This window comes from Kitasatospora sp. NPDC018058 (genome assembly GCF_044327205.1).
Taxonomy (GTDB): Bacteria; Actinomycetota; Actinomycetes; order Streptomycetales; family Streptomycetaceae; genus Kitasatospora.
Genome location: NZ_JBIRFA010000008.1, coordinates 14897 through 36173, shown reverse-complemented (window position 1 = coordinate 36173; position 21277 = coordinate 14897). Strand labels below are relative to the sequence as shown.

At 75.2% G+C, this 21277-nt stretch carries 14 protein-coding genes; 9 read left to right on the top strand and 5 right to left on the bottom strand.

Annotated elements, in window-relative coordinates:
- Positions 1-116: 116 nt before the first annotated feature.
- From ACH4E7_RS13160 to ACH4E7_RS13125, 8 genes are all read left to right on the top strand, one after another.
- Complete coding sequence (locus tag ACH4E7_RS13160; protein ID WP_396249140.1) at positions 117-899, top strand: GntR family transcriptional regulator; 783 nt, start codon at positions 117-119, stop codon at positions 897-899.
- Positions 900-989: 90 nt separating this feature from the next.
- Positions 990-2105: a PucR family transcriptional regulator gene (locus tag ACH4E7_RS13155; protein ID WP_396249139.1), complete on the top strand. Its 1116-nt coding sequence runs from the start codon at positions 990-992 to the stop codon at positions 2103-2105.
- A 204-nt stretch (positions 2106-2309) separates the two neighbouring features.
- Entirely contained in the window at positions 2310-3098 is a 789-nt protein-coding gene (locus ACH4E7_RS13150; RefSeq protein WP_396249138.1) for a hypothetical protein, read from the top strand.
- 90 nt (positions 3099-3188) lie between these two features.
- Positions 3189-5213, top strand: a complete 2025-nt coding sequence (locus ACH4E7_RS13145; protein ID WP_396249137.1) for a flotillin family protein — start codon at positions 3189-3191, stop codon at positions 5211-5213.
- Between the two features lie 34 nt (positions 5214-5247).
- Positions 5248-9972 carry a DNA repair ATPase gene (locus tag ACH4E7_RS13140; RefSeq protein WP_396249136.1) on the top strand — a complete coding sequence of 1575 codons (4725 nt, stop codon included), beginning with the start codon at positions 5248-5250 and terminating at the stop codon, positions 9970-9972.
- An 87-nt stretch (positions 9973-10059) separates the two neighbouring features.
- Positions 10060-10803: an ABC transporter ATP-binding protein gene (locus ACH4E7_RS13135; RefSeq protein ID WP_396249135.1), complete on the top strand. Its 744-nt coding sequence runs from the start codon at positions 10060-10062 to the stop codon at positions 10801-10803.
- Positions 10797-13358: an FtsX-like permease family protein gene (locus ACH4E7_RS13130; protein WP_396249134.1), complete on the top strand. Its 2562-nt coding sequence runs from the start codon at positions 10797-10799 to the stop codon at positions 13356-13358. The genes ACH4E7_RS13135 and ACH4E7_RS13130 overlap by 7 nt, the downstream gene beginning before the upstream one ends.
- Positions 13359-13533: 175 nt before the next feature.
- A complete protein-coding gene (locus ACH4E7_RS13125; RefSeq protein WP_396249133.1) occupies positions 13534-14388 on the top strand; it encodes a methyltransferase domain-containing protein in 855 nt (284 codons plus the stop codon).
- Between the two features lie 44 nt (positions 14389-14432).
- Here ACH4E7_RS13125 and ACH4E7_RS13120 read toward each other — a convergent pair whose 3' ends face one another.
- From ACH4E7_RS13120 to ACH4E7_RS13100, 5 genes are all read right to left on the bottom strand, one after another.
- On the bottom strand, positions 14433-14561 hold the full coding sequence (locus ACH4E7_RS13120; RefSeq protein WP_396249132.1) for a hypothetical protein: 129 nt from the start codon (positions 14559-14561) through the stop codon (positions 14433-14435).
- A gap of 233 nt (positions 14562-14794) precedes the next feature.
- The gene (locus ACH4E7_RS13115) at positions 14795-16450 is read right to left on the bottom strand and encodes an FAD-dependent oxidoreductase (protein ID WP_396249131.1); all 1656 of its coding nucleotides are present in this window, start codon (positions 16448-16450) and stop codon (positions 14795-14797) included.
- A gap of 37 nt (positions 16451-16487) precedes the next feature.
- The gene (locus ACH4E7_RS13110; protein ID WP_396249130.1) at positions 16488-17399 is read right to left on the bottom strand and encodes a diiron oxygenase; all 912 of its coding nucleotides are present in this window, start codon (positions 17397-17399) and stop codon (positions 16488-16490) included.
- Positions 17400-17753: 354 nt separating this feature from the next.
- A complete protein-coding gene (locus tag ACH4E7_RS13105; protein WP_396249129.1) occupies positions 17754-18767 on the bottom strand; it encodes an RNA ligase family protein in 1014 nt (337 codons plus the stop codon).
- A 78-nt stretch (positions 18768-18845) separates the two neighbouring features.
- Positions 18846-19427, bottom strand: coding sequence for a TetR/AcrR family transcriptional regulator (locus ACH4E7_RS13100; protein ID WP_396249128.1), 582 nt, complete (start codon positions 19425-19427; stop codon positions 18846-18848).
- A 134-nt stretch (positions 19428-19561) separates the two neighbouring features.
- On the opposite strand from ACH4E7_RS13100, the gene ACH4E7_RS13095 reads away from it, so the two are divergent.
- On the top strand, positions 19562-21061 hold the full coding sequence (locus tag ACH4E7_RS13095) for an amidase (protein WP_396249127.1): 1500 nt from the start codon (positions 19562-19564) through the stop codon (positions 21059-21061).
- Positions 21062-21277 lie beyond the last annotated feature (216 nt).

The window sequence follows — 21277 nt, the reverse complement described above, 5'->3', positions numbered from 1 at the left end:
AACCCGTCACCGGGGTGCCGGGCAAGCCGCGGCCCGCGGGGCACCTCTCCATCCCACCTCCGTCGGCGGGCCGCGGCTAGCCGGGGCGGGGTCGTCGGCTTCGTAGGATCGGGTTCGTGGCGACGAACCCCCCGAGCACTCCCCCGGGCACTCCCCCGAACATCCCGCTGTACCGCCGGCTGGCCCGGCAGCTCCAGGAGCGGATCGACGCCGGCGGCTACCCGGCGGGCGCCCGGCTGCCGAGCGAGCCGGAGCTGAGCGCCGAGTTCGGCGTCAACCGGCTGACCGTACGGCAGGCGGTCGCGGAGCTGGAGCGGGCGGCCGTGGTGGAGATCCGCCGGGGCGTGGGCACCTTCGTCCGCCCGCCCGCCGTCCGCGTCTCGATCGCGGTGGACCCGCGCAGCCAGCGCTTCGACCTCGGCAGCGTGCACGACGCTCTACCGGAAGGAGATCAAGGCGATGGCGAGTTCGTCGTCTCCGCCCCGCCGGTGACCGGCTCGGCGGAGGACGAGGAGGCGGCCCGCCAGCTGGGCCGTACGCCCCGGGAGCTGTCCCGGGTGGACTCGGTGATCCGTCTCCGCGGGCGGGCCCGGGCGGCATGCAGCTACTGGGTGCCGTTCGGACCGCTGCCCGCCGAGCTGGTCCGGCCCGGCCACGCCGGGAACCTGGTGCTGGACCTGGCGAGGGCGGCCGGGGTGGAACTGGAGTACGACTGGCGGGCCTTCGGCGCGATCGGCGCGGACCTGGCGGACGCCGAACTGCTGGGCGTCCCGGCGGGCACCCCGCTGCTGGTGCGCGAAGGCGTCAGCTGCACCCCGGACGGCACCCCCGCGCTGTACGTCCGGCGCCGGATCGACGGCAGCAGCGCGCGCTTCGTGCTGCACTTCCGCGAGCGCTGACACCGGCGACGGCGCCAGAGCCCCGCCCGTAAGGATCCTGATAAAGTTCACCGCCGAAAAATCAGGCCGCACGGGGGTTGGCAGGACACGGTGACCGAGGCGAACGAGTGCGACATACCCACCGAACTGGCCGAGGCCTACCTCGACCTGCTCGCCGACGTCTCCCGCACCGGGCGCCTGCTGCGCCGGGACGAACTGGAGGGCCTGCGCCGGCTCGGCGAACACTGCGCCGAGGCCGGTTACGGGCTGCGCGAGGTGGTCTCGCAGTGCCTGGCGACGGCCCGGCGGGCCTGGCAGACGCTGCCCGGCACGACCGCCGCAAGCAGTGTCGGCGAGCTGCGCCGGCTGGGCGACGCCGTGCTGGCCGCCACCGACGCCGCGCTGGCCGCGCTCGGCGAGGGGCACGAGCGGGCGCAGCGCCTGGCGGTCCGCCAGGAGGAGGCGGCCAGGCGGGAGTTCATCGACGACCTGCTGTTCGGCCGCAGCGACCTGGGCCTGCTGGCGGAGCGCGCGGAGCGGTTCGGGCTGCGGCTGGCGGGCGCGTACACGGTGGCGGTGGCGGTGGGCGACGAGCAGTTCGCGGACGTGCATCCGCTGGTGCACCGGGTGGAGCGGGAGCTGGCCGGGCGGTTCGGCGAACGGGACGTGCTCCTGGCCAGCAAGGACGGCCGGCTGGTCTGCATCGCCCCGGACTCCGAGCGGGCCGTGCTGGGGGCCTTCGCGGACCTGACGCTGCGCCCCGGCCCCGGCTACCGCCCGGTGCTGCGGGTGGCGACCGGCCGCCGGCACTCGGGCGCGAGCGGGGTGCTGCGCAGCTACGAGGAGGCGCTGGACGCGCTGGACTACGCCCAGCGACTGGCCCTGCCGGCCGAGCAGCTGAAGGCCGAGGAGCTGCTGGTCTTCCCGGTGCTGATGCGCGACCGGGCGGCGATGGCCGACCTGGTGCGCAGCGTGCTCGGCCCGCTGACCGAGGCGCGCGGCGGCGCCCGGCCGCTGCTCGACACCATCGCGGTGCAGGCGGAGGCGGCGTACGTGAACGCGGAGGCGGCGCGCCGGCTGGGGCTGAGCGTGCGCACGCTGAGCTACCGGCTGGAGCGGATCAAGGCGCTCACGGGGTACGACCCCTCCGACGCGTTGCAGCGCTTCACCCTGGAGACGGCGGCGATGGGCGCGCGGCTGTTGAACTGGCCGGAGCAGCCGCTCTAGGACCCGGCCGCAAACCCCGGCTGACCTGCTCGGGGCCGTCCTGTTGCCCGATTGTCGCAATGTCACGGGGAGCGCGCGTACCAGGGTGTCAAAAGGCCGTAAAGATTGCCGGATCCTGGCAATGTGCGGACGCCGCTCCCGCTGCCATGATCTCCCCGGCGCCGAAGCGCGGCGTCGTGGGGAAGACGGGGGAGCGTGGCCGGGATGGGGGGATTCTTCGCGGCCGCGCTGGCCTTTCCGACGGCGCTGTTCAGCTTCGCGCTCGTGGTGGTCGTCGGGTACTGGCTGCTGATGCTGCTCGGCGGCCTGGTGCCCGGTGTCCTGCACGGGGGGCACGGCACCGGGCACGACCTGGGCGCCGGGCACGCCGGGCATGTGGGCCAGGTGGGTCACGTCGGACACGGTGTCGGGGGGCACGGTGTCGGGGGGAGCGTGGCCCACGGGGCGCCCGGCGGGGGGACCGCGCACGGCGCCCACGGCGCCCACCGCGCCCACGGTGGTGACGGCGCCCGCGGGGAGAAGGGCGCCGGTCACCACGGGGGCGTGCTGGACGCGCTGGGGCTCGGCGGGGTGCCCGTGACGGTGGCGGTGTCGCTGCTGGTCGCGCTCGCCTGGTTCGTCAGCCTGGCCGGCACCGTCCTCACCACGGGGGCACCGGCGCGCGGCGGCGTGTTCGCCGTCGCGCTGGTCGCCTCCTGGGCGGGCACCCGGGTGCTCGTCCGGCCGCTGCGGCGGCTGTTCCCCGAGGACCGGCCCACCACCCGGGGGGACTTCGTCGGCCGGGTCTGCGTGATCCGCACCGGCCGGGTGACCGCCGACTTCGGGCAGGCCGAGGTCACCGCCGAGGACGGCTCCACCGCGACCGTCCAGGTCCGCGTGCTCGACGCCGAGCCGGGCCTGACGGTCGGCCGCACGGCCCTGATCTTCGACTACGACGTGGCCGGCGAGCACTTCCTGGTGGCGCCGTTCGACCCGTCGTCGCCGGGCCTCTGACGTCCACGACGCTCCCGAAATCTCCGACTCAGCGTCATTTCACCCCCTTTCCGCCTACTTCGCACCATCGTCTCGTCAAAGGACACCGTGATGGACACCATCGCCGTGGGTTTCGGCGTACTCGTCGCCGTCGTGCTGCTCATCCTGCTCGCCCTGCTGCTGTTCGTCGGCCGCCTGTTCCAGAAGGTCGAGCAGGGCAAGGCACTGATCGTCTCCCGGGCGAAGAAGGTGGACGTCACCTTCACCGGCACGATCGTGCTGCCGATCCTGCACAAGGCCGAACTGATGGACATCACCGCGAAGACGGTGGAGATCCACCGGGCCGGCCGGGACGGGCTGATCTGCCGGGACAACATCCGGGCGGACATCCGGATCTCCTTCTTCGTCCGGGTGAACAAGACCGTCGAGGACGTCATCAAGGTGGCCCAGTCGATCGGCACCGCGCGGGCCAGCGACCCGCAGGCGATCCAGGACTTCTTCGCGGCCAAGTTCGCCGAGGCGCTCAAGACCGTCGGCAAGCAGCTGGACTTCACCGACCTGTACACCCACCGGCACGAGTTCCGGGACCAGATCATCGCGGTCATCGGCACCGACCTCAACGGCTACACCCTTGAGGACGCGGCCATCGACCACCTGGAACAGACCCCGATGAGCCAGCTGGACGGCGACAACATCCTGGACGCCCAGGGCATCCGCAAGATCACCGAGCTGACCGCGATCGAGCACGTGCGCACCAACGAGTACCAGCGCACCGAGGAGAAGGAGATCACCCGGCAGAACGTCGACGCCCGGGAGACCGTCCTGGAGCTCGAACGCCGTCAGGCCGACGCCGAGATCCGCCAGCGCCGCGAGATCGAGACCCTGCGGGCCAAGGAGGACGCGGTGATCGCCCGGGTGCAGGAGGAGGAGCGGCTCAACGCCCAGACCGCCTTCCTGCGCACCGAGGAGCTGCTCGGGGTGCAGCGGGAGAACCAGGCCCGCGAGGTCGCGGTGGCGCAGAAGAACCGCGAGCGGGTGATCGCGGTGGAGAACGAGCGGATCGAGCGGGACCGCCTGCTGGAGGTCGTCGGCCGCGAGCGGGAGACCGAACTCGCCGTCATGGCCAAGGAGAAGGAGGTCGAGTCCCGCCGGCGGGAGGTCGCCGACGTGGTCCGCGAGCGGGTCGCGGTCGAACGCACCGTCGCCGAGCAGGAGGAGGCCGTCAAGACGCTGCGCGCCACCGAGGAGGCCGAGCGCGTGCGCAAGGCGGTGGTCATCCAGGCCGAGGCGGAGGCACAGGAGAAGCTCGTCAAGGACATCAAGGCCGCCGAGGCCGCCGAGCAGGCCGCCTCGCACAAGGCCCGCGAGGCGCTGGTGCTGGCCGAGGCCCGGCAGCAGGCCGCCGAGCTGGACGCGACCGCCAAGGTCCGGCTGGCCGAGGGCATCCGGGCGGAGGCCGCCGCCGAGGGGCTGGCCCGGGTGCAGGTGCGCGAGCAGGAGGCCGCGGCGGTGGAGAAGGTCGGCCGCGCCGAGGCCGCCGTCCAGGCCGAGAAGGCGAAGGCCGCCGCCCTGGAGGTCGGCGCCAAGCTGAAGGCCGAGGCCGAGGGCCTGACCGAGAAGGCCGCGGCGATGGCCAAGCTGGACGAGGCCTCGCGCGAGCACGAGGAGTACCGGCTGCGCCTGGCCGCCGAGAAGGACGTCCGACTGGCCGGGCTGGACGCGCAGCGGCAGATCGCCGAGGCGCAGGCCGCGCTGGTCGCCGCCGGGCTGGAGAAGGCGAAGATCGACATCGTCGGCGGGGACTCGGTGTTCTTCGACAGGCTGGTGCAGTCGGTGACGGCCGGCAAGAGCGTGGACGCCTTCGTCGGCCACTCGGAGACCGCCCAGGCCCTGGCCGGGCCCTGGCTGGACGGACGGGCCAGCTTCACCGAGGACCTCACCCGGGTGCTGTCCTCGGTGTCCACCGCGGACGTGCAGAACCTGACGGTCTCCGCGCTGCTGATGCGGATGATCGGCACCGGCGGCGGCGAGCAGGCCGGGCAGCTGCGCCAGCTGCTGGACTCCGCACGGAAGTTGGGCATCGCGGAGACGCCGATCGGGGCGCTGGCCGGCGCCTCCGTCAACGGCTCCAAGTGACCTGCCGGACACCCGAGCACCTGAGGAACTGACCGTGGACGCCCTCGACGCCCGGCTCGACGCCGGCACCTACGAGGTCCTGCGCGACCGGCTCGCCCGGGCCGCCGCCGAACTCGCCGACCGTGCGCAGGCGTTGAACGCCCGCCGGGTCGCCGAGTTCGGCGGCGGGGAGCTGCGGCTCACCGGCACCGGACGGCTGACCACCGCCCGGGCCTGCCTGCCGCAGGACCTCACCGCCGCCGGCGGACTCCTGCTGCTCGGCACCCGCCCGGTCGACGTCGTGGACGGCGTCGAGGACTTCGCGGACGTCCTCGGCCTCCACCACCCCGCCGACCTCTCCCCCGCCCCCGCCGACGGCACCCTGCTGGACGACCCGCGGCTGCGCCAGGACCTCGCAGACCTGCGCCGCTACTTCCGCGACGCCCGGCTGGAGCGGCTGCGCCCGGTCGGCGGCCGACTGCTCGCGGTCTTCCGCACCGGCCCGGCCGCCGCCGACGTCCGGGTGCTGCGCTGGCTGCTCGGTTCCCAGGCCGACGACGAGCGGGCCGCCTACCAGGACGGTCGCGGCGAGCGCGACCACGTCCCCGCCGACGGCCAGCAGCTGGAGTGGACGGCGCTGACCCGGGACGACCAGCTGCCCGCCGCCCCCGGCACCCCGCCGCGCGCCGACCTCGCCGGGCAGCTCCACCTCGGCGTGGACGGCGGCCGGTTGACCCTGCTCACCCCCGACGGCCGAAAGCTGCACCACGAGCCGCTGGCCGAGGCCCTGCAGACCCTCGCCGACGCGCAGATCGCCCACGCCCGGCTCGCCACCCTGCTGCTGGTGCGGGTGCGCCCGTACCAGGAGGAGGCCGTCCGGCACCTGGTGGTGCACCTGCCCACCGGTCGGGTCACCCGGATCGACGCGCTCGGCCGGGCCTGCCTGCGGCTGCCCGCCGACCAGGGCGTGGCCTTCCCCGGCGGCTGCCACCTCGTCGACGGCACCGTGCGCACCTTCGACCAGCCGGTGGACGGCCTGGCGTACGAGCGCACCGTCCACTCGCCCAACGGCGAGGACGTGCTGTACGAGTTCCGCTCCGCCGCCGACGGGCGCGCGCTGCTGCAGCCGTACAACAGCGTCCGCCAGGAGGCCGCCGCACCGCTCGTCTGCCAGGGCTACGCGCTGCTCCCCGACGGCACCCTCATCGCCCTGCGCCCGGCCGAGGACGGGCCCACCCGGCTGCACCCCGTCCAGCTCTGGCAGAGCCCGTTCACCAGCGAGCGCCACGCCGCCGAACAGCCGCCCGGCACCGGCCCGTTGGCCCGGATCGGCAACGCCGACCTGGTCCGCGGCCTGGCCGACTGCCTGGCCCTGGCCCGGCTGGCCGCCGCCGGGGCCGACACCCCGGCCGGCCACCAGGCCGTGCTCGCCGCCTGCACCCGCACCGCCGACCGGCACCACTGGCTCGGCCAGAGCGGCCTGGGCAACCTGGCCGCGCCGCTCGCCGAGATCCGCGACACCGCCCGTCAGGTCATCGCCGAGTACGAGGCGATCGCCCAGCTCACCGCGCACGCCGCCGGACAGACCGAGGAGGCCGCCGAGCACGTCGAGGGCCTGCTGCGCACCGCGCGCGGCGAGACCCTGGCCGACGCCGCCGAGTGGGTCGACCGGCTCGCCGGGCTGCGCCGCGCCCAGGGCCGGGTCGAGGCGCTGCGCGAGCTGCCGCGGGCGGACCAGGGGCGGATCGACGCGCTCGCCGAGCACCTCGCCCAGGGGCTGGCCGAGGCCGCCGACCGGGCGGTGGTCCAGCTCGCCGAGCCCGCCGCCTTCGAGCCGCACCGGCGGCGGGCGGGCGAGCTGGCCGAGCACTGCGCGGCCATCGCCACCGCCGCCGAGGCCGAGCCGCTGCTCGCCCGGATCGGCGAGCAGAGCGAGGCCCTGCAGACCGTCTCGGAGCTGGTCGGCACCCTCGACCTGGCCGACGCCACCACCCGCACCGCGATCCTGGACCGGCTCGCCGACGTACTCGGGCTGCTCAACCGGGCCCGCAGCACGCTGACCGTCCGGCGCCGGGAGCTGCGCACCCGCGAGGCGGCCGCCGAGTTCGCCGCCGAGACCGCACTGCTCGCCCAGGCCACCACCGCCGCGCTGGCCGCCGCCGACACCCCCGAGGCCTGCGACGACCGGCTCGGCCGACTCCTGCTGCGGATCGAGCAGCTGGAGACCCGCTTCGCCGACGCCGACCCGGCGCTCGGCGACCAGCTCGCCGACCGGCGCACCGAGATCCACGACGCGCTCACCGCCCGCCGTCAGCACCTGCTGGAGGAGCGGGCCCGCCGGGCCGACCGGCTGGCCGCCTCCGCCGGGCGCATCCTGGACACCCTGCACCGGCGTCTGGCCGCCCTCGACACCACCGCCGAGATCGACGCCGCCCTGGCCGCCGACCCCAGCGCCGTCAAACTCCGCGACCTGGCTCGGCAGTTGACCGGGCTGGGCGACCGGGTCCGGGCCGAGGAGCTGACCGGACGGCTGCGCGCCGCCCGCGGCCGCGCCCACCGCGCGCTGCGCGACCGGGCCGAACTCGCCGGGGACGGCCCCGGCACCCTGCGGCTGGGCCGCCACCTGTTCGCCGTCACCACCCAGCGCCCCGAACTCACCCTGCTGCCCTGGCGCGGCCGCCCCGCCTTCACCCTCACCGGCACCGACTACCGCTCCCCCGTCGCCGACCCGGCCTTCGCCGCCACCGAGCGCTACTGGGCCCGGCCGCTGCCCTCGGAGACCCCGGCGCTCTACCGCGCCGAATACCTCGCCGCGAGCCTGCTGCTGGCCGCCGGACCAGGGACGCTGTCGGGCACCCTGTCGCCGGACGCGGACCTGCTGGAGTACGTCCGTCGGGCCGCCGAGCAGCGCCCCGACGAGGGCTACCAGCGCGGGGTGCACGACCACGACGCCGCACTGGTGCTCCGCGCCCTGCTCGAACTCGGCGCCGAGGCCGGTCTGCTGTGCCACCCGGCGGACGCCCGGGCGGCGGCCCAGCTGTACTGGGCGCACGGGACGGACGCGCGGCAGCGGCTGGTCTGGCACACCCGCGCCCGCTCGCTCGGCCTCGCCCGGCGGGCCTACGGCCCGGTCCCGGCGCTGGACGCGCTGGCCGCCGAACTCGGCGCCGCCGTCGCCCGGTTCGTCCCCGGCACGGAGCAGGCCGGCGACTACCTGGTGGCCGAACTCGCCGCCGACGAACCGGCCTTCGCCTACTCGGCGGGAGCGGCCGCGCTGCTCGACAAGTTCCACGCCGCCCCCGAGTCGGCCGGGCTCACCGAGGCACTGGCCGCCCTGCCCGAGGACCCCGCACTGCTGCCGGTACGGCGCCAACTCGCCGCCGCCTGGCTGGAGTCGAGCGCCGCCGACGCCGACCCGGGCGACCTCGCCGAGGCCGCGGCCGTACTGCTCTGCCCGACGCTGCCGCGCCGCGCCGCCGAGGGCGCCGTCGCCGCCCGGCTGACCGGGCTGCTCGGCGACCACCCACGGCTGACCGGCGGCTCGCTCGACCTGCGACTGGACGAACTGCTCGGCCGGGTCAGGGAGTTCGAGGCCGTGGAGGTCCCCGGCTACCGGGCCTACCAGCGGCTGCGCGGCGAGCTGCTGGCCGCCGAGCACACCCGGCTGCGGCTCGACCAGTACCGGCCCGCACCGCTCAACGGCTTCGTCCGCAACCGGCTGATCGACCAGGTGTACCTGCCGCTGGTCGGCGACAACCTCGCCAAGCAGCTCGGTACGGCGGGCTCCGGCGGGCCGGTGGACCGCAGCGGCCTGCTGCTCCTGGTCTCCCCGCCCGGCTACGGCAAGACCACCCTGGTCGAGTACCTCGCCGAGCGGCTCGGCCTGTTGCTGGTCACCGTCAGCGGCCCGGCGCTCGGGCACCGCGTCACCTCACTGGACCCGGCCGAGGCCCCGGACGCCACCGCCCGGCGCGAGCTGGAGAAGCTCAACTTCGCGCTGCACGCGGGCGACAACGTGCTGCTCTACCTGGACGACGTCCAGCACACCTCGCCCGAGTTCCTGCAGCGCTTCATCCCGCTGTGCGACGCCCAGCGCCGGATCGACGGCGTCTGGGACGGCGAGGCCCGCGAGTGGGACCTGCGCGGCAAGCGCTTCGCCGTGGTGATGGCCGCCAACCCCTACACCGAGTCCGGCCGGCTCTTCCGGCTGCCCGACATGCTCGCCAACCGCGCCGACGTGTGGAACCTCGGCGACGCCGTCGCCGGACGCGAGGACCTCTTCGCGCTCAGCTTCGTCGAGAACGCCCTGCCCGCCAACCCGCACCTGGCCCCGCTCGCCGATGCCGAGCGGGCCGACCTGGACACCCTGCTGGCCCGCGCGACCGGCACCCCGGGCGGGCGGCTCGCGGGCGCCTGGCCGGGCGCCGAGGTCGAGCGGATGACCGCCGTCCTGGCCGGGCTGCTGCACCTGCGCGGCACCGTCCTGGCCGTCAACCGCGCCTACCTCGCCTCCGCCGCCCAGGACGACCGCGGCCGCACCGAGCCGCCGTTCCTGCTCCAGGGCTCCTACCGCAACATGGCCAAGCTCGCCCAGCGCCTCGACCCCGCGCTCACCCGCCCCGAACTCGACGCCCTGCTCACCGACCACTACCGCGCCGAGGCCCAGCCGCTGGGCGCCGACGCCGAGGCCCAGCTGCTGAAGCTGGCCGAGCTGCGCGGCACCCTGACGCCGGAGCAGGCGCAGCGCTGGGAGGAGCTGAAGCGCGCCTGGCGGGGCTGAGGGGAACCCGGAGGTGTAGCTGGCTACACCATCGGAACTGAACCCCCGGTCATTGAGCCGCCCCGTCCCGCGCGGTGGAATATGATCATGAACGCCACGGACTTTGCCGTTGAACTCCGCTCCGTCCACCGGACCTACCGGCGCGGACCCGAGCCGGTCGTCGGCCTGGACGAGGTGAGTGTCGGGTTCCCCTTCGGCACCTTCACCGCCGTCATGGGCCCCTCCGGCTCCGGCAAGTCGACCCTGCTCCGCTCGGCCGCCGGCTTGGAGGCGATCGACCGGGGCGAGGTGCGGGTGGACGGCACCGTCCTCGGCGGGCTGCGCGACAAGGAACTGACGATCCTGCGCCGAGAGCGGATCGGCTTCGTCTTCCAGTCCTTCAACCTGCTGCCCGCCCTGACCGCGGCGCAGAACGTGGCGCTCCCGGCCAAACTGTCCGGCCGCCGCCCCGCCCCGGCCGAGGTGACCGCCGCGCTGGCCGCGGTCGGCCTCGCCGACCGGGCCGGACACCGGCCGGGCGAACTCTCCGGCGGCCAGCAGCAGCGGGTCGCCATCGCCCGGGCGCTGATCACCCGCCCCGCGGTGCTGCTGGCCGACGAGCCGACCGGCGCGCTGGACACCCGCAGCGGCCGCGAGGTGCTCGCCCTGCTGCGCACCATGGCCGACGACCCCGGCCGGGCCGTGGTCATGGTCACCCACGACCCGGTCGCCGCCTCCTACGCGGACCGGGTGCTCTTCCTGCGGGACGGCCGGCTGGACGGCTCGCAGGAGCGGCCCACCGCCGAGCAGGTCGCCGCCCGGATGACCGCGCTGGAGGCCGTGGCATGCTGAGCCTCGCCCTCGCCTCCGTCCGACTCCGCTGGGCCTCCTTCGTCGGCAGCTTCGTCGCGCTGGCCTGCGGCGTCGCCCTGATGGCCACCTCGATCCTGGTCATCGCCGCCACCGTCGACGTCCCCGACCAGGGCCGCCAGCGCTTCTCCGAGGCCCCGGTCCTGGTGACCGCCGACCAGAACGTGGATTTCAAGCCCGCGACCGGTGACGTCCAGCCGACCCGGATCCCCGCCCAGCCGGGCCTGCCCGCCGGGCTGATCGCCGCCGTGGCCGCGACCAGCCGCACGGTCGAGGACCACACCTTCTACGCCCAGCTCCCGGACGGCCCGCGCGACCAGGTCGGACGCGCCTGGTCCACCGCCGCCCTGGGCGGCTACCGGCTCACCGCCGGCACCGCCCCCGCCACCGACGACCAGATCGTCATCGGCGGCGGCCGCCCGGAGCAGGTCGGCCGGCAGGTCCGGTACGTCACGGCCGACGGCCCGCACACCGCGACCGTCTCCGGCGTCACCGAGACGCAGCCCTTCGAGCACGCCGTCTTCTTCACCGACGCCCAGGCCGCCCGGTTCTGCCCCGCCGTCGGCGTGCTGGCCGCCTTCGGCCCCGCCGACGCGGTGCGCCGGGCCGTGGACGCGACCGGCGGGGCGGGCGTCGCCCGGGTGCTCACCGGCGCCGAACGCGGCCAGGCCGACCCGCACCACGCCGAGGTCGGCAGCCGGTTGGACGGCGTCCAGACCCCGCTCGGCCTGTCCGCCGCGGTCTCCGGCGGCACCGCCGTGTTCGTGGTGGGCGGCACCTTCGCGCTGTCCATCGCCCAACGCCGCCGCGAACTCGCCCTGCTGCGGCTGATCGGCGCCACCCGCCGGCAGCTGCGCACCCTGGTCAACCGGGAGGCGCTGGTGGTCGGCGTGCTGGCCTCCGCCGCCGGGTGCGCGCTCGGCGCGGCAGGGGCGGCGCCGGCCGCCCGCTGGCTGATCGACCACGACATGGTGCCGGCCGAGTTCACCGTCCCGGTCACCTGGTGGGGGCTGCTCGTCGCGGCCTCGATCGGGGTGCTGACCGCGATCACCGGCGTGGTGTTCTCCTCGGTGAAGGCCGGGCTGATCAACCCCAGCGAGGCGCTCGCGGAGGCGGACGCCGAGCGGACCTCGCGCGCCGTGCTGGCGTTCCGTTGGGTGAGCGGCCTGCTGGTGCTGGGCGGTGGCATCGCGGCCCTCGTGCTGACGGCCCGCAGCTGGCCCGACACGGCGGCCAACGTCTCCGACTCGCTCTCCCTGCTGCTGGCGATCGTCGCCGGCTGCGTGCTGCTGGCGGCCGTGCTGGCCGGACCGGCGATCCGGCTGCTGACGGTGCTGCCCGCGCTGGTGGCCCGGCTGCGCGGCCGCTCCGCCGAGGACGCCGGCGGCATCGTCTGGGCCACCGCCCGGCAGAGCTCGCTGACCGCCTTCCGGCGCACCGCCGCGACCACCACCCCGGTGGTGCTGATCATCGCCTTCGCCGGGTGCCTGCTCGGCAGCATCGACACCATCAACCGCTCGCAGGTCACCGAGGTCCGTGACCAGCTGTCCGCCGCCGACCTGGTCGTCACCCCGGCCGGCACCCCCGGGCTGAGCCGGGCCGTGGCGGAGCGCGTCCGTGCCGTACCCGGGGTGCAGGCCCTGGTGATCACCCCGACCTCCGTCATGGCGACCGTGGCCGACGGCCAGGCCCTGGTGCCCTTCCGCGCCGCGACGGCGGACCCCACCGCGCTGGCCGCGGTCGACCGGCTCCCGGTCGTCGCGGGCTCGCTCGCCGACCTCGGCCCCGACTCGATCGTGCTCAGCCGCACCTGGCCCGGCTCGCCCGCGGTCGGTGGGCGGGTGTCGGTCCGGCTGGCCGACGGCACCCCGCGGGACCTGCGGGTCGCCGCCCTGCTCGGCACCGGCGCCGAGGCCGTCCAGGCCTGGGTGACCGGCCCCAACGCCGTCACCGGCGGTGTCGGCGGCCCGGCCCTGGTCAGCCGGATCGACCTGCGGCTGCTGCCCGGCACCGATCGCGAGCAGGCCACCGCCGCGCTGCGGACGGCCGTGGACGGGCTGGGCGCCCGGCTCACCACCCCGGAGGCGGTCTGGTCGGCCGCCACCGACAGCACCGAGCAGGAGTCCTGGAACGCCCTGCTGATGATCCTCGGCCTGGCGATCTGCTACGCGGCCATCACGCTGGCCAACTCGCTGGTGATGACGGTCAGCGACCGCCGGCAGGAACTGTCCCTGCTGCGGCTGGCCGGCGCCACCAGGGGCCAGGTGCTGCGCGCCGTCGCCGTCGAGACCCTGATGTGCGTGGCGGCCGGCACCCTGCTGGGCGTGCTGGGCACGGCGATCAGCGTCGGCGGCTCCTGGGCCGCGCTGACCGACCTGGTCGGCCCGACGCCCGCGGTGGTGCCGTGGACGGTGCTGGGTGTGCTGGCCGCCTGCTGCGCGGCCATCGCCCTGTCGGCGGCGGTGCTCCCGGCGGCGCTGGCGCTGCGCGGGCGGGACGGGCAGAGCATCCTGCGCGGGGCGGCGGGGGAGGCCTGAGCCCTCGACCGGACCGCGGAGACGTGGGACGGTGCGATGGCGCCGATCACCTCCTGGCCGAGGACCGCCCTGGTCAGCTGATCACTCAAGTCCTACGACCGTACGGCTGCTCCCGGCGGGGTGGCCCCCGTGGCGCCGCCGGGAGCGGTCGCGGGTCCGCCGCTAGCGTGTCCGCATGGGCGCTCAGGAACTCGATCTCGCCGGGCTGCGACGGGTGTACGGACGGGCCGGGAGCCGCTGGTTCTACACCCGGGTGGCCCGCAACGCCCGGCACTGGGGGTGGACGGAGCCGGGCCAGTCGAAGTGGCGGCTGTGGCGGGCCCAGCGACAACTGGAGGACGTGCTCGGCCGCAAGCTGGCGCTGCCGCCCGGTTCGCGGGTGCTGGACGCCGGCTGCGGGGCGGGCGTGGTGGCCCGGGCGATGGCGGACCGGTTCGGACTGCGGGTCACCGGGGTCGACGTGCTGGACTTCCACCTCGCCGAGGCCCGGCGCCTCAGCGCCCGCACCGCACTGGCCGACCGGACCGCCTTCTCCTGGGGCGACTACCATCGACTCCCCTTCCCTGACGACGAGTTCGCCGGCGCCTACTCGATGGAGACCCTGGTCCACTCCTACGACCCGCCCCGCGCGCTGGCCGAGCTGCACCGGGTGCTGCGTCCCGGCGGCCGGCTGGTGCTGCTCGGCCCGATGAGCATCGCCCCGCTGGGCGAACTGCCGCCGCGCGCCCGGGCGTTGCTCGAACCGTACCTCGACGCCATGGTGATGACGGGCGCCAAGCTCTACCACGCCCGCAACCTGCCGCGACTGCTCACCGAGGCCGGCTTCGAGGTCGAGGAGGCACTGGACGCGACGGCGTACTACACGCCCACCACCGAGGCCGTGCACACCTACTTCCGACTGCCCTGGGAGCTGCTGCGCCGCGTCGGCGACCCGGCGAAGTGGCTCAATCTCCGTTCCACGGTGGAGATGTACGGCGTGCGCGAGTACGTCGCCTGGTACGTTCACACGGCCGTCAAGCCGCCGAGGTGACCCCGGCCCCGGATCGGGCTGTTCCGGCGCCGGGCACAGCGGTTCTACCCCGAGGGCTCCGAGGTCGAGGACGCCGCCGAGGCGGCCAGCGACTCCCAGAGCGGGTCGGGCAGCCCGGGGACCGTCCGCCCCTCCGACAGCCATAACCGGGCCAGCTCGACATAGATGGGCACCTCCGGATCGGGTTCCGGAGGGCGCCCCGCTCCCTGCAGGATCGTTTCCTCGGCCGGCCAACACCACGGGGCCGGCATCACCCCAAAACTACTCACATCCGCCCAACGCTCCCCGTGCGCCCCGGGTCACGGCCGCGTCAACCCGACGGCACGCACATCAACCCCACGCGGGCCGGACACCCGGCCGTGCGCGGGACGTCGGACCGGCCGACCTCCCGCGCACGCCGTACGCCCTACCTCCGCCGCCCCGCCGCCAGCAGCTCCGCCACCGTGGCCAGCTTCACCCGCGGCCGCCCCTGCGCCTCGCCGCGCTCGCGCTCCGCCCGCTCCACCGCGCGCAGCTCCCGCAGCCCGACCGCGTCCGGCCGGCGCCGTCGCACCAGCCGCTCGAAGTCCCGGCGCCCCGCCGCCGGGACGGGCAGCGCCCGGGCCACCGCGTCGTCCAGCAGCGCGTCCACCGTCTCCCGCGCGCAGGCCCGGTTGGCGCCGATCCCGCCGGACGGACCGCGCTTGGCCCACCCGACCACGTACGCCCCGGGCAGCGCCCGCCCGGTGGCCGGGTCGACGACCCGCCCGCCGCGCTGCGCGACCGTCCCGGCCCGCTCGTCGAAGGGCAGCCCCGGCACCGGCACACCCCGGTGCCCGATGGAGCGCACCACCAGGGCGGCCCGCAGGGTGTCGGTCTCCCCGGTGGCCTCGGCCCGCCCCGCCGCCGTCATCCTCGTCCGTTCGACGGTCACCGACTCGACCCGCCCGCCCCCGGTCAGTGCGACCGGCGCGGACAGGAAGCGCAGCACGATCCGCCGCCCCGGCCCCGGCTCCGCGCTCCCGTCGTACGGCACCAGCGGCAGCCCGGCCAGCAGTGCGGCCCGCGAGTTCGGCGCGGCCGTCTCGATCGCCGCCCGCACCTGCGGGTGGTCCTCGACCACCAGCTCGACACCGGGCAGCCGACGCAGCGCCAGGAACTCCGGCCCGGTCCAGGCCGCCTGCCCGGGCCCGCGCCGGGCCAGCAGCACGACCTCCCGCACCCGGCTGCGGCGCAGCGCGGCCAGCGCGTGGTCGGCGATGTCGGTGGCGGCGAGCCGGTCGGGGTCGGTGAGCAGGATCCGGGCGATGTCCACCGCGACGTTGCCGTTGCCGACCACGACCACGCGCTCGGCGGGCAGCTCCACGGCGTCGGCCGGCACCGTCGGGTCGGCGTTGTACCAGCCGACGAAGGCGGTCGCGGGCAGGCTGCCCGGCAGGTCCTCGCCGGGGATGCCGAGCCGCCGGTCGGAGGCGGCACCGACCGCGTACACCACCGCGTGGTGGTGCGCGGCCAGCTCCTCGTGGGTGACGTCGGTGCCGACCTCCAGGTTGAGGTGCATCCGCAGCCGCGGGTCGTGGAAGACGCTCGCGAAGCTCTCCGCGATCCGCTTGGTGGACTGGTGGTCGGGGGCGACGCCGTGCCGCAGCAGGCCGCCGGTGACCGGCAGCCGGTCGATCATGGTGAGCTCGGCGCTGGTGCAGCGCAGCAGCTCCTGCGCGGTGTACCCGGCGGAGGGCCCGGTGCCGACCACGGCGATCCGCAGCGTGCCGAGCTCGCCGGGCAGGCTGCGCGGGAAGCCGGGCGCGCCCCAGGCGTGGTCGTTGGGGTGGTCGCGGAACCAGTCCCGGTTGAGGTCGCCGAACACGGTGTCCGGCCCGCGCAGCCGGTCGACCGGGAACACCGCGTCCACCGGGCAGGCGTCCGCGCAGGCACCGCAGTCGATGCACGCCTTCGGGTCGATGTGGAGCATGTCGGTGGTGCCGAACTCCGGCTCGTCCGGGGTCGGGTGGATGCAGTTGACCGGGCAGACCGACACACACGAGGCGTCGTTGCAGCAGGTCCGGGTGATTGCGTAGGCCATGGCCGGATCGGGGCCCCTCGTTGTTCCTGATCGATCGTCAGAGCATGTGCACGCGGCGGTAGACGGCCGCCGAGCGACTGGTGAGCAACCCGGCCTCGGCGAGGAAGGCCATCAGGTGCCGTGAGCTGTTGCGCATCATCGCCTTGCGGTGCTCGCTGCCCTTCACCTCGGCGAGCGCCCGTCCGACGTCCAGCCCGGCGGCCTTGTACACGCCCGGGTGGACCATGCTGCTGACGATGACGTACGCGCCGACGGCGATGCCGGTGGCCGAGGTGCGGCGGCGGGCCGGGCCGGCGTGGCGCATCCGCTCGCGGATCTCCTGCCGGGCGAACTTCATGTGCCGCGACTCCTCGACCACGTGGATGCGGGAGGTGCCGCGGACGATCTCCAGGACGTTCTCGCCGCGCATCCAGTCGCGCTGCATGACGTCCAGCACCTCCTCGGCCACCAGGATCCCGCCGTAGGCGAGTTCACCCTTGGCGAGCGCCTTGAACGCGCGGCCGGCCTGGGCGATCACCTTGTTCGGCCGGTAGGTGGGGACGCCCATCTTCTCGCAGGCGCGGGCGAACATGATCGAGTGGCGGCACTCGTCGGCGATCTCGGTGAGCGCGAACTGGAACTCGGCGCTGGCCGGGTTCTTGAGGTACTGGTCGCGCAGCACCATCTGCTGGAGGATCATCTCGAACCAGATGCCGGTGTTCATGATCGAGCAGACCTCGTGCCGGGTGAGCGTGATCCGCTGCCGCTCGGTCATCTCGTCCCAGAGCCGGGTGCCGTAGAGCGTGCTCCACTCGGGGTTGAGGCCGTAGTGCTCCTCGGGGAGGGGGGCGTCCCAGTCGATCTCGGCGGAGGGGTCGAAGGAGAGGGTGGCGACCGACTCCAGCAGCCGCTTCGAGACGTCGTCGTCGGCCGCGGTGTGGCCGTGCTCCGCCTGTCGGGTGAGAGCCATGGCTGCCTCCAGGTGCCTGCCCCGCGGGTTCCCGCTCACCCGCTTATTAGACGGACAGTACAATAAGAGCCCGCCGCCGAGAACCCCCTGCGCGGCAGGGACATGGCGCACGGTGCCGCGCCGCGCGCCCCCGTCGCGGGCCAACGCGAAGGGCGGGGCCCGCCCCCGGGCCCCGCCCTGATCGCACGTTCCTCGACGGGGGGTTTCGACATCGGGCGAGAATGTTCTTCGGAGATTTTCGGCGTCGGCCGAGGGCTTCCCCGAGCCGCCGCAACGCGACCTCGGATCGCGATCCGCCGGGGGTTCGACGCGGGTGCGGCACCGCATGTCCGCCTGATGAATCGACCGTAGCGGTCAGGCGTTGCGCCGGTCCTGCGCGTCGAAGGCCGCCAACGCGTGCACCCCGGGTTCCAACGCTCGAAGCAGCGCGGCCAGGACGGACTCCTCCAACCCGCCCACCGCCTCGGCGAGTTCCTCCGTCACGTCCTGGACGATCTCCGCCGCCACCGCCTCCGCCCCCATCCGCAGCCCGAGCTTGCCGACGGCCGCCGCCGCCCGCGCCGGCGTCAGCAGCGCCGAGGCCTGGACCAGGAGCCAGGCGGGGACGCCGGCGGCGCCCTCGGGCGGAGGGAGGTAGGGGCGGGCGCCGTCGTAGCGGTCGTCCTCGGCGAAGGCCTTCTGCTTGACCTTGAGCACCGGGCGGGCCGTGTCCGTCTCGGACCACTCGCCGGCGGGCTTGAGGACGTAGCCCTCGGCGAGGTTCTCGGACAGGTCGGGCAGGCCGAACAGGGCCGGGACGCGGCTGGGGAAGGCGACCGGCAGGTCCTGAAGGGTGTTCAGCGGGCCGTGGCCGAGCAGCGGGACGCAGGTGAGCCCGGCCCCGGCGGCGGCGGTGCGCAGTTCGCGGTCGGAGAGCCAGCGGCGGCCCCCGGCGGTCTCCGCGGTGGCGTCGAAGGGCAGCCAGCGCAGGCCGGGCGCGTACCAGACGCCGGTCTGCACGGGCTCGACGCCGGCGACGGCGGGTACGTCGGGGTGCGGGTAGCGGCCGCCGGCCAGTTCGCCGTAGAGGGTGACGACGGCGGTGTCCCCCCGGGTGGCGCGGACGGCCGCCGCGAAGCGCCCGGCGGCGACCGCGAGTCGGGGCCAGATCCGGCTCGCGCCGAAGAAGGCGTCGAGTTCCTCGTCGCCCAGCAGGGCGCGCCGTTTCGCCGCCCGGATCGAGTCGCCCTCGCACACCACGGCGAAGTGCGCGCCGTGCACCTTCTCCGCCGCGATCCACTCCCGGCCGGCGGGCACGCCGGAGCGGCCCCGGGCGGGGATCTTCGGGTAGGGCCGCAGCTCGGACTCTTCGAACGTCGTCTCGGACACGAACAGATCCTCGCCGGGGAACCCGCCCGTCGGCAACGGGGATTCAGCGTCCGGCGCCGGACCGGATCCGGACCCGCTTCACCCGGACTCCCAGAGCCGGGCCAGGTGCGCGTGCAGGAGTTCCTCCGCCTCCTCCGGCGTCCGCTGGCCGATCAGCACATGCCCGGTGAGCCCGTCGGCGAGGGCCAGCGCGGCACGGGCCTCGCGCCGGGCGTCCACCGATCCGGAGGCCTCCGCGACCAGCCGGGTCAGCAGCCCCTCCAGGTCCGCGTAGCTGCTGCGCAGGCTCGCCGCCAGCGACGGGTTGACGGCGGCGGCGGCGAGGAAGGCGAGCCAGATCCGCGCCTCGGCCCGGTGTTCCTCCCGCAGCAGCGTGACCTCGCCGACCACGTGTCCGACGGCGCTGGCCGCCGACTGCGCGGGCGCCGCGACCAGTCGGGCGTGGGCCCGGCCGGTGACCTGTTCGCCGATGTGGTCGAGGGCGAAGCGCAGCATCTCGTCCTTGGTGCGGAAGCAGCGCTGGACGGCGCCCATCGAGACCTCGGCCCGGCTGGCGACGTCCCGCAGGGTGACGCCCTCCAGGCCCTGCGAGTCGATCAGCGCGCAGACCGCCTCGGCGATCCGTCGCCGTCGTTCCTCGTGGTCGACCTGCTTCGGCATGCGAAGACCCCCTTAATCCGATGCAAGCGTATCGGTTTCCCGGCTAGGGTTCCGATGCAATCGCATCGGAACCCGTCGGAAGTCCCGTCGGAAGTCCCGTCGGCAACCCGTCGGAAAACCTGTCGGAGGACCACATGTGGAAACTCCCCGCCACCGCCATCGCCGCCGCCGTCCGCGGCGGCGAGGTGTCCGCCCTCGACGTGGTGGACGCCCACCTCGCCCGGATCGCCGAGGTCAACCCGCACGCCAACGCCGTCACCCAGCTCCTCGCCGACCGCGCCCGCGCCGCCGCCCGGGCACTCGACCGCCGCCACGCCGCCGGGGAGCCGCTCGGCCCGCTCGCCGGAGTGCCGTTCACCGTCAAGGAGTGCACCCGGATCGAGGGCGTCCCCACCACCTTCGGCACCCCGCGCTTCCGCGACCTGACGGCCCCCGCCGACGCGATCCCGGTGGCCAGGCTGCGCGCCGCCGGGGCGATCCCGATCGGGCACAGCAACATGCCGACCCTGATCCTGGCCGGGATGCACACCCGCAGCGAGCTGTACGGCGACACCCGCAACCCCTGGGACGCCCGCCGCACCCCCGGCGGCAGCAGCGGCGGAGACGGCGTGGCGGTGGCCACCGGCATGGCCGCGCTCGGACTGGGCAACGACTCCGGCGGCTCGGTCCGCGTCCCGGCCGCCTTCTGCGGCGTCGCCGCGCTCAAGCCGACCACCGGCCGGTTCCCCGCCGACCAGCGCATGCTCGGCCCGGACGACCCCGGCCCGGCCTCCCAACTCCTGGTCACCGACGGCCCCTTGGCCCGCACGGTGGCCGACCTGCGGCTCGCGTACGAGACCCTGGCCGGCCCCGACCCCCGCGACCCGCGCGCCGTCCCCGCGCCGCTGTACGGCGGCCCGCTGTTCGGCCCCGACGGCCCGCCCCGGGTCGCCGTGGTCGCCGACCCGGGCGGCCACGGCGTCCACCCCACCGTCCGCCACGCCGTCGAGGCCGCCGCCGGGGCGCTGCGCGAGGCCGGATACGACGTCCGCGAAGTCCCCGACGTGCCGCGGCTGGACGAGGCCATGGACGCCTACCACCGGCTCGCCGTCACCGAGTTCGCGCCCAGCTGGCCCGTCGTCCGGCAGCTGCTGGGTGAGGGCGGCGACCGCTACATCGAGCTGACCATGCGCAGCGCCCCGCCCGTGGACGCCGCCGGGCTGATCGGCCTCATGGGCACCTGGATGAACGTCCGCCGCTCCTGGACGGAGTTCCTCGACGAGTACCCGCTGCTGCTCGGCCCGGTCTTCACCGAGCCGCCGGTCGAACCCGGCCTGGAGTCGCGGGACCAAGCGGGCCGCGACCGGGTCGACACCGCGATGCGGCTCTGCTCGGTCACCAGCTTCGTCGGCGTCCCCGCCGTGGCTGTCCCCACCGGACTGGCGGCCGACGGCCTGCCCACCGGCGTCCAGGTGGTCGCCCGGCCCTTCCGCGAGGACCTCTGCCTGGCCGCCGCCCAGCACATCGAGGACCGCCTCGGCGTCCTCACCCCGATCGACCCGGGGCAGGACCGGCCCGGCCGGCGGGATTCGACCTCCGCTCGACACTCGCCTCGCCCTTGCGTGACGCCGTCGACACGGGCTCGGGGATTCTGACGAAGCCCTTGGACCGGGGCCGTTGAACCGCCCGCCCGGGGCGAACCGGGTGCGGCTGCGCCGGGAGCCCTGCCCGGGCCGCGGGCAGGCGCACGGGCGGGGCCGGCGCCGGCCCCGCCCGCCCCGTCGCCGCACCTCTCGCCCTCGCCCAGCGGGGACCTCGCCCCGGCCGGGGTGGCGACCCGGCCGATCGGCGCGGACGTGCAGCGGCTACCC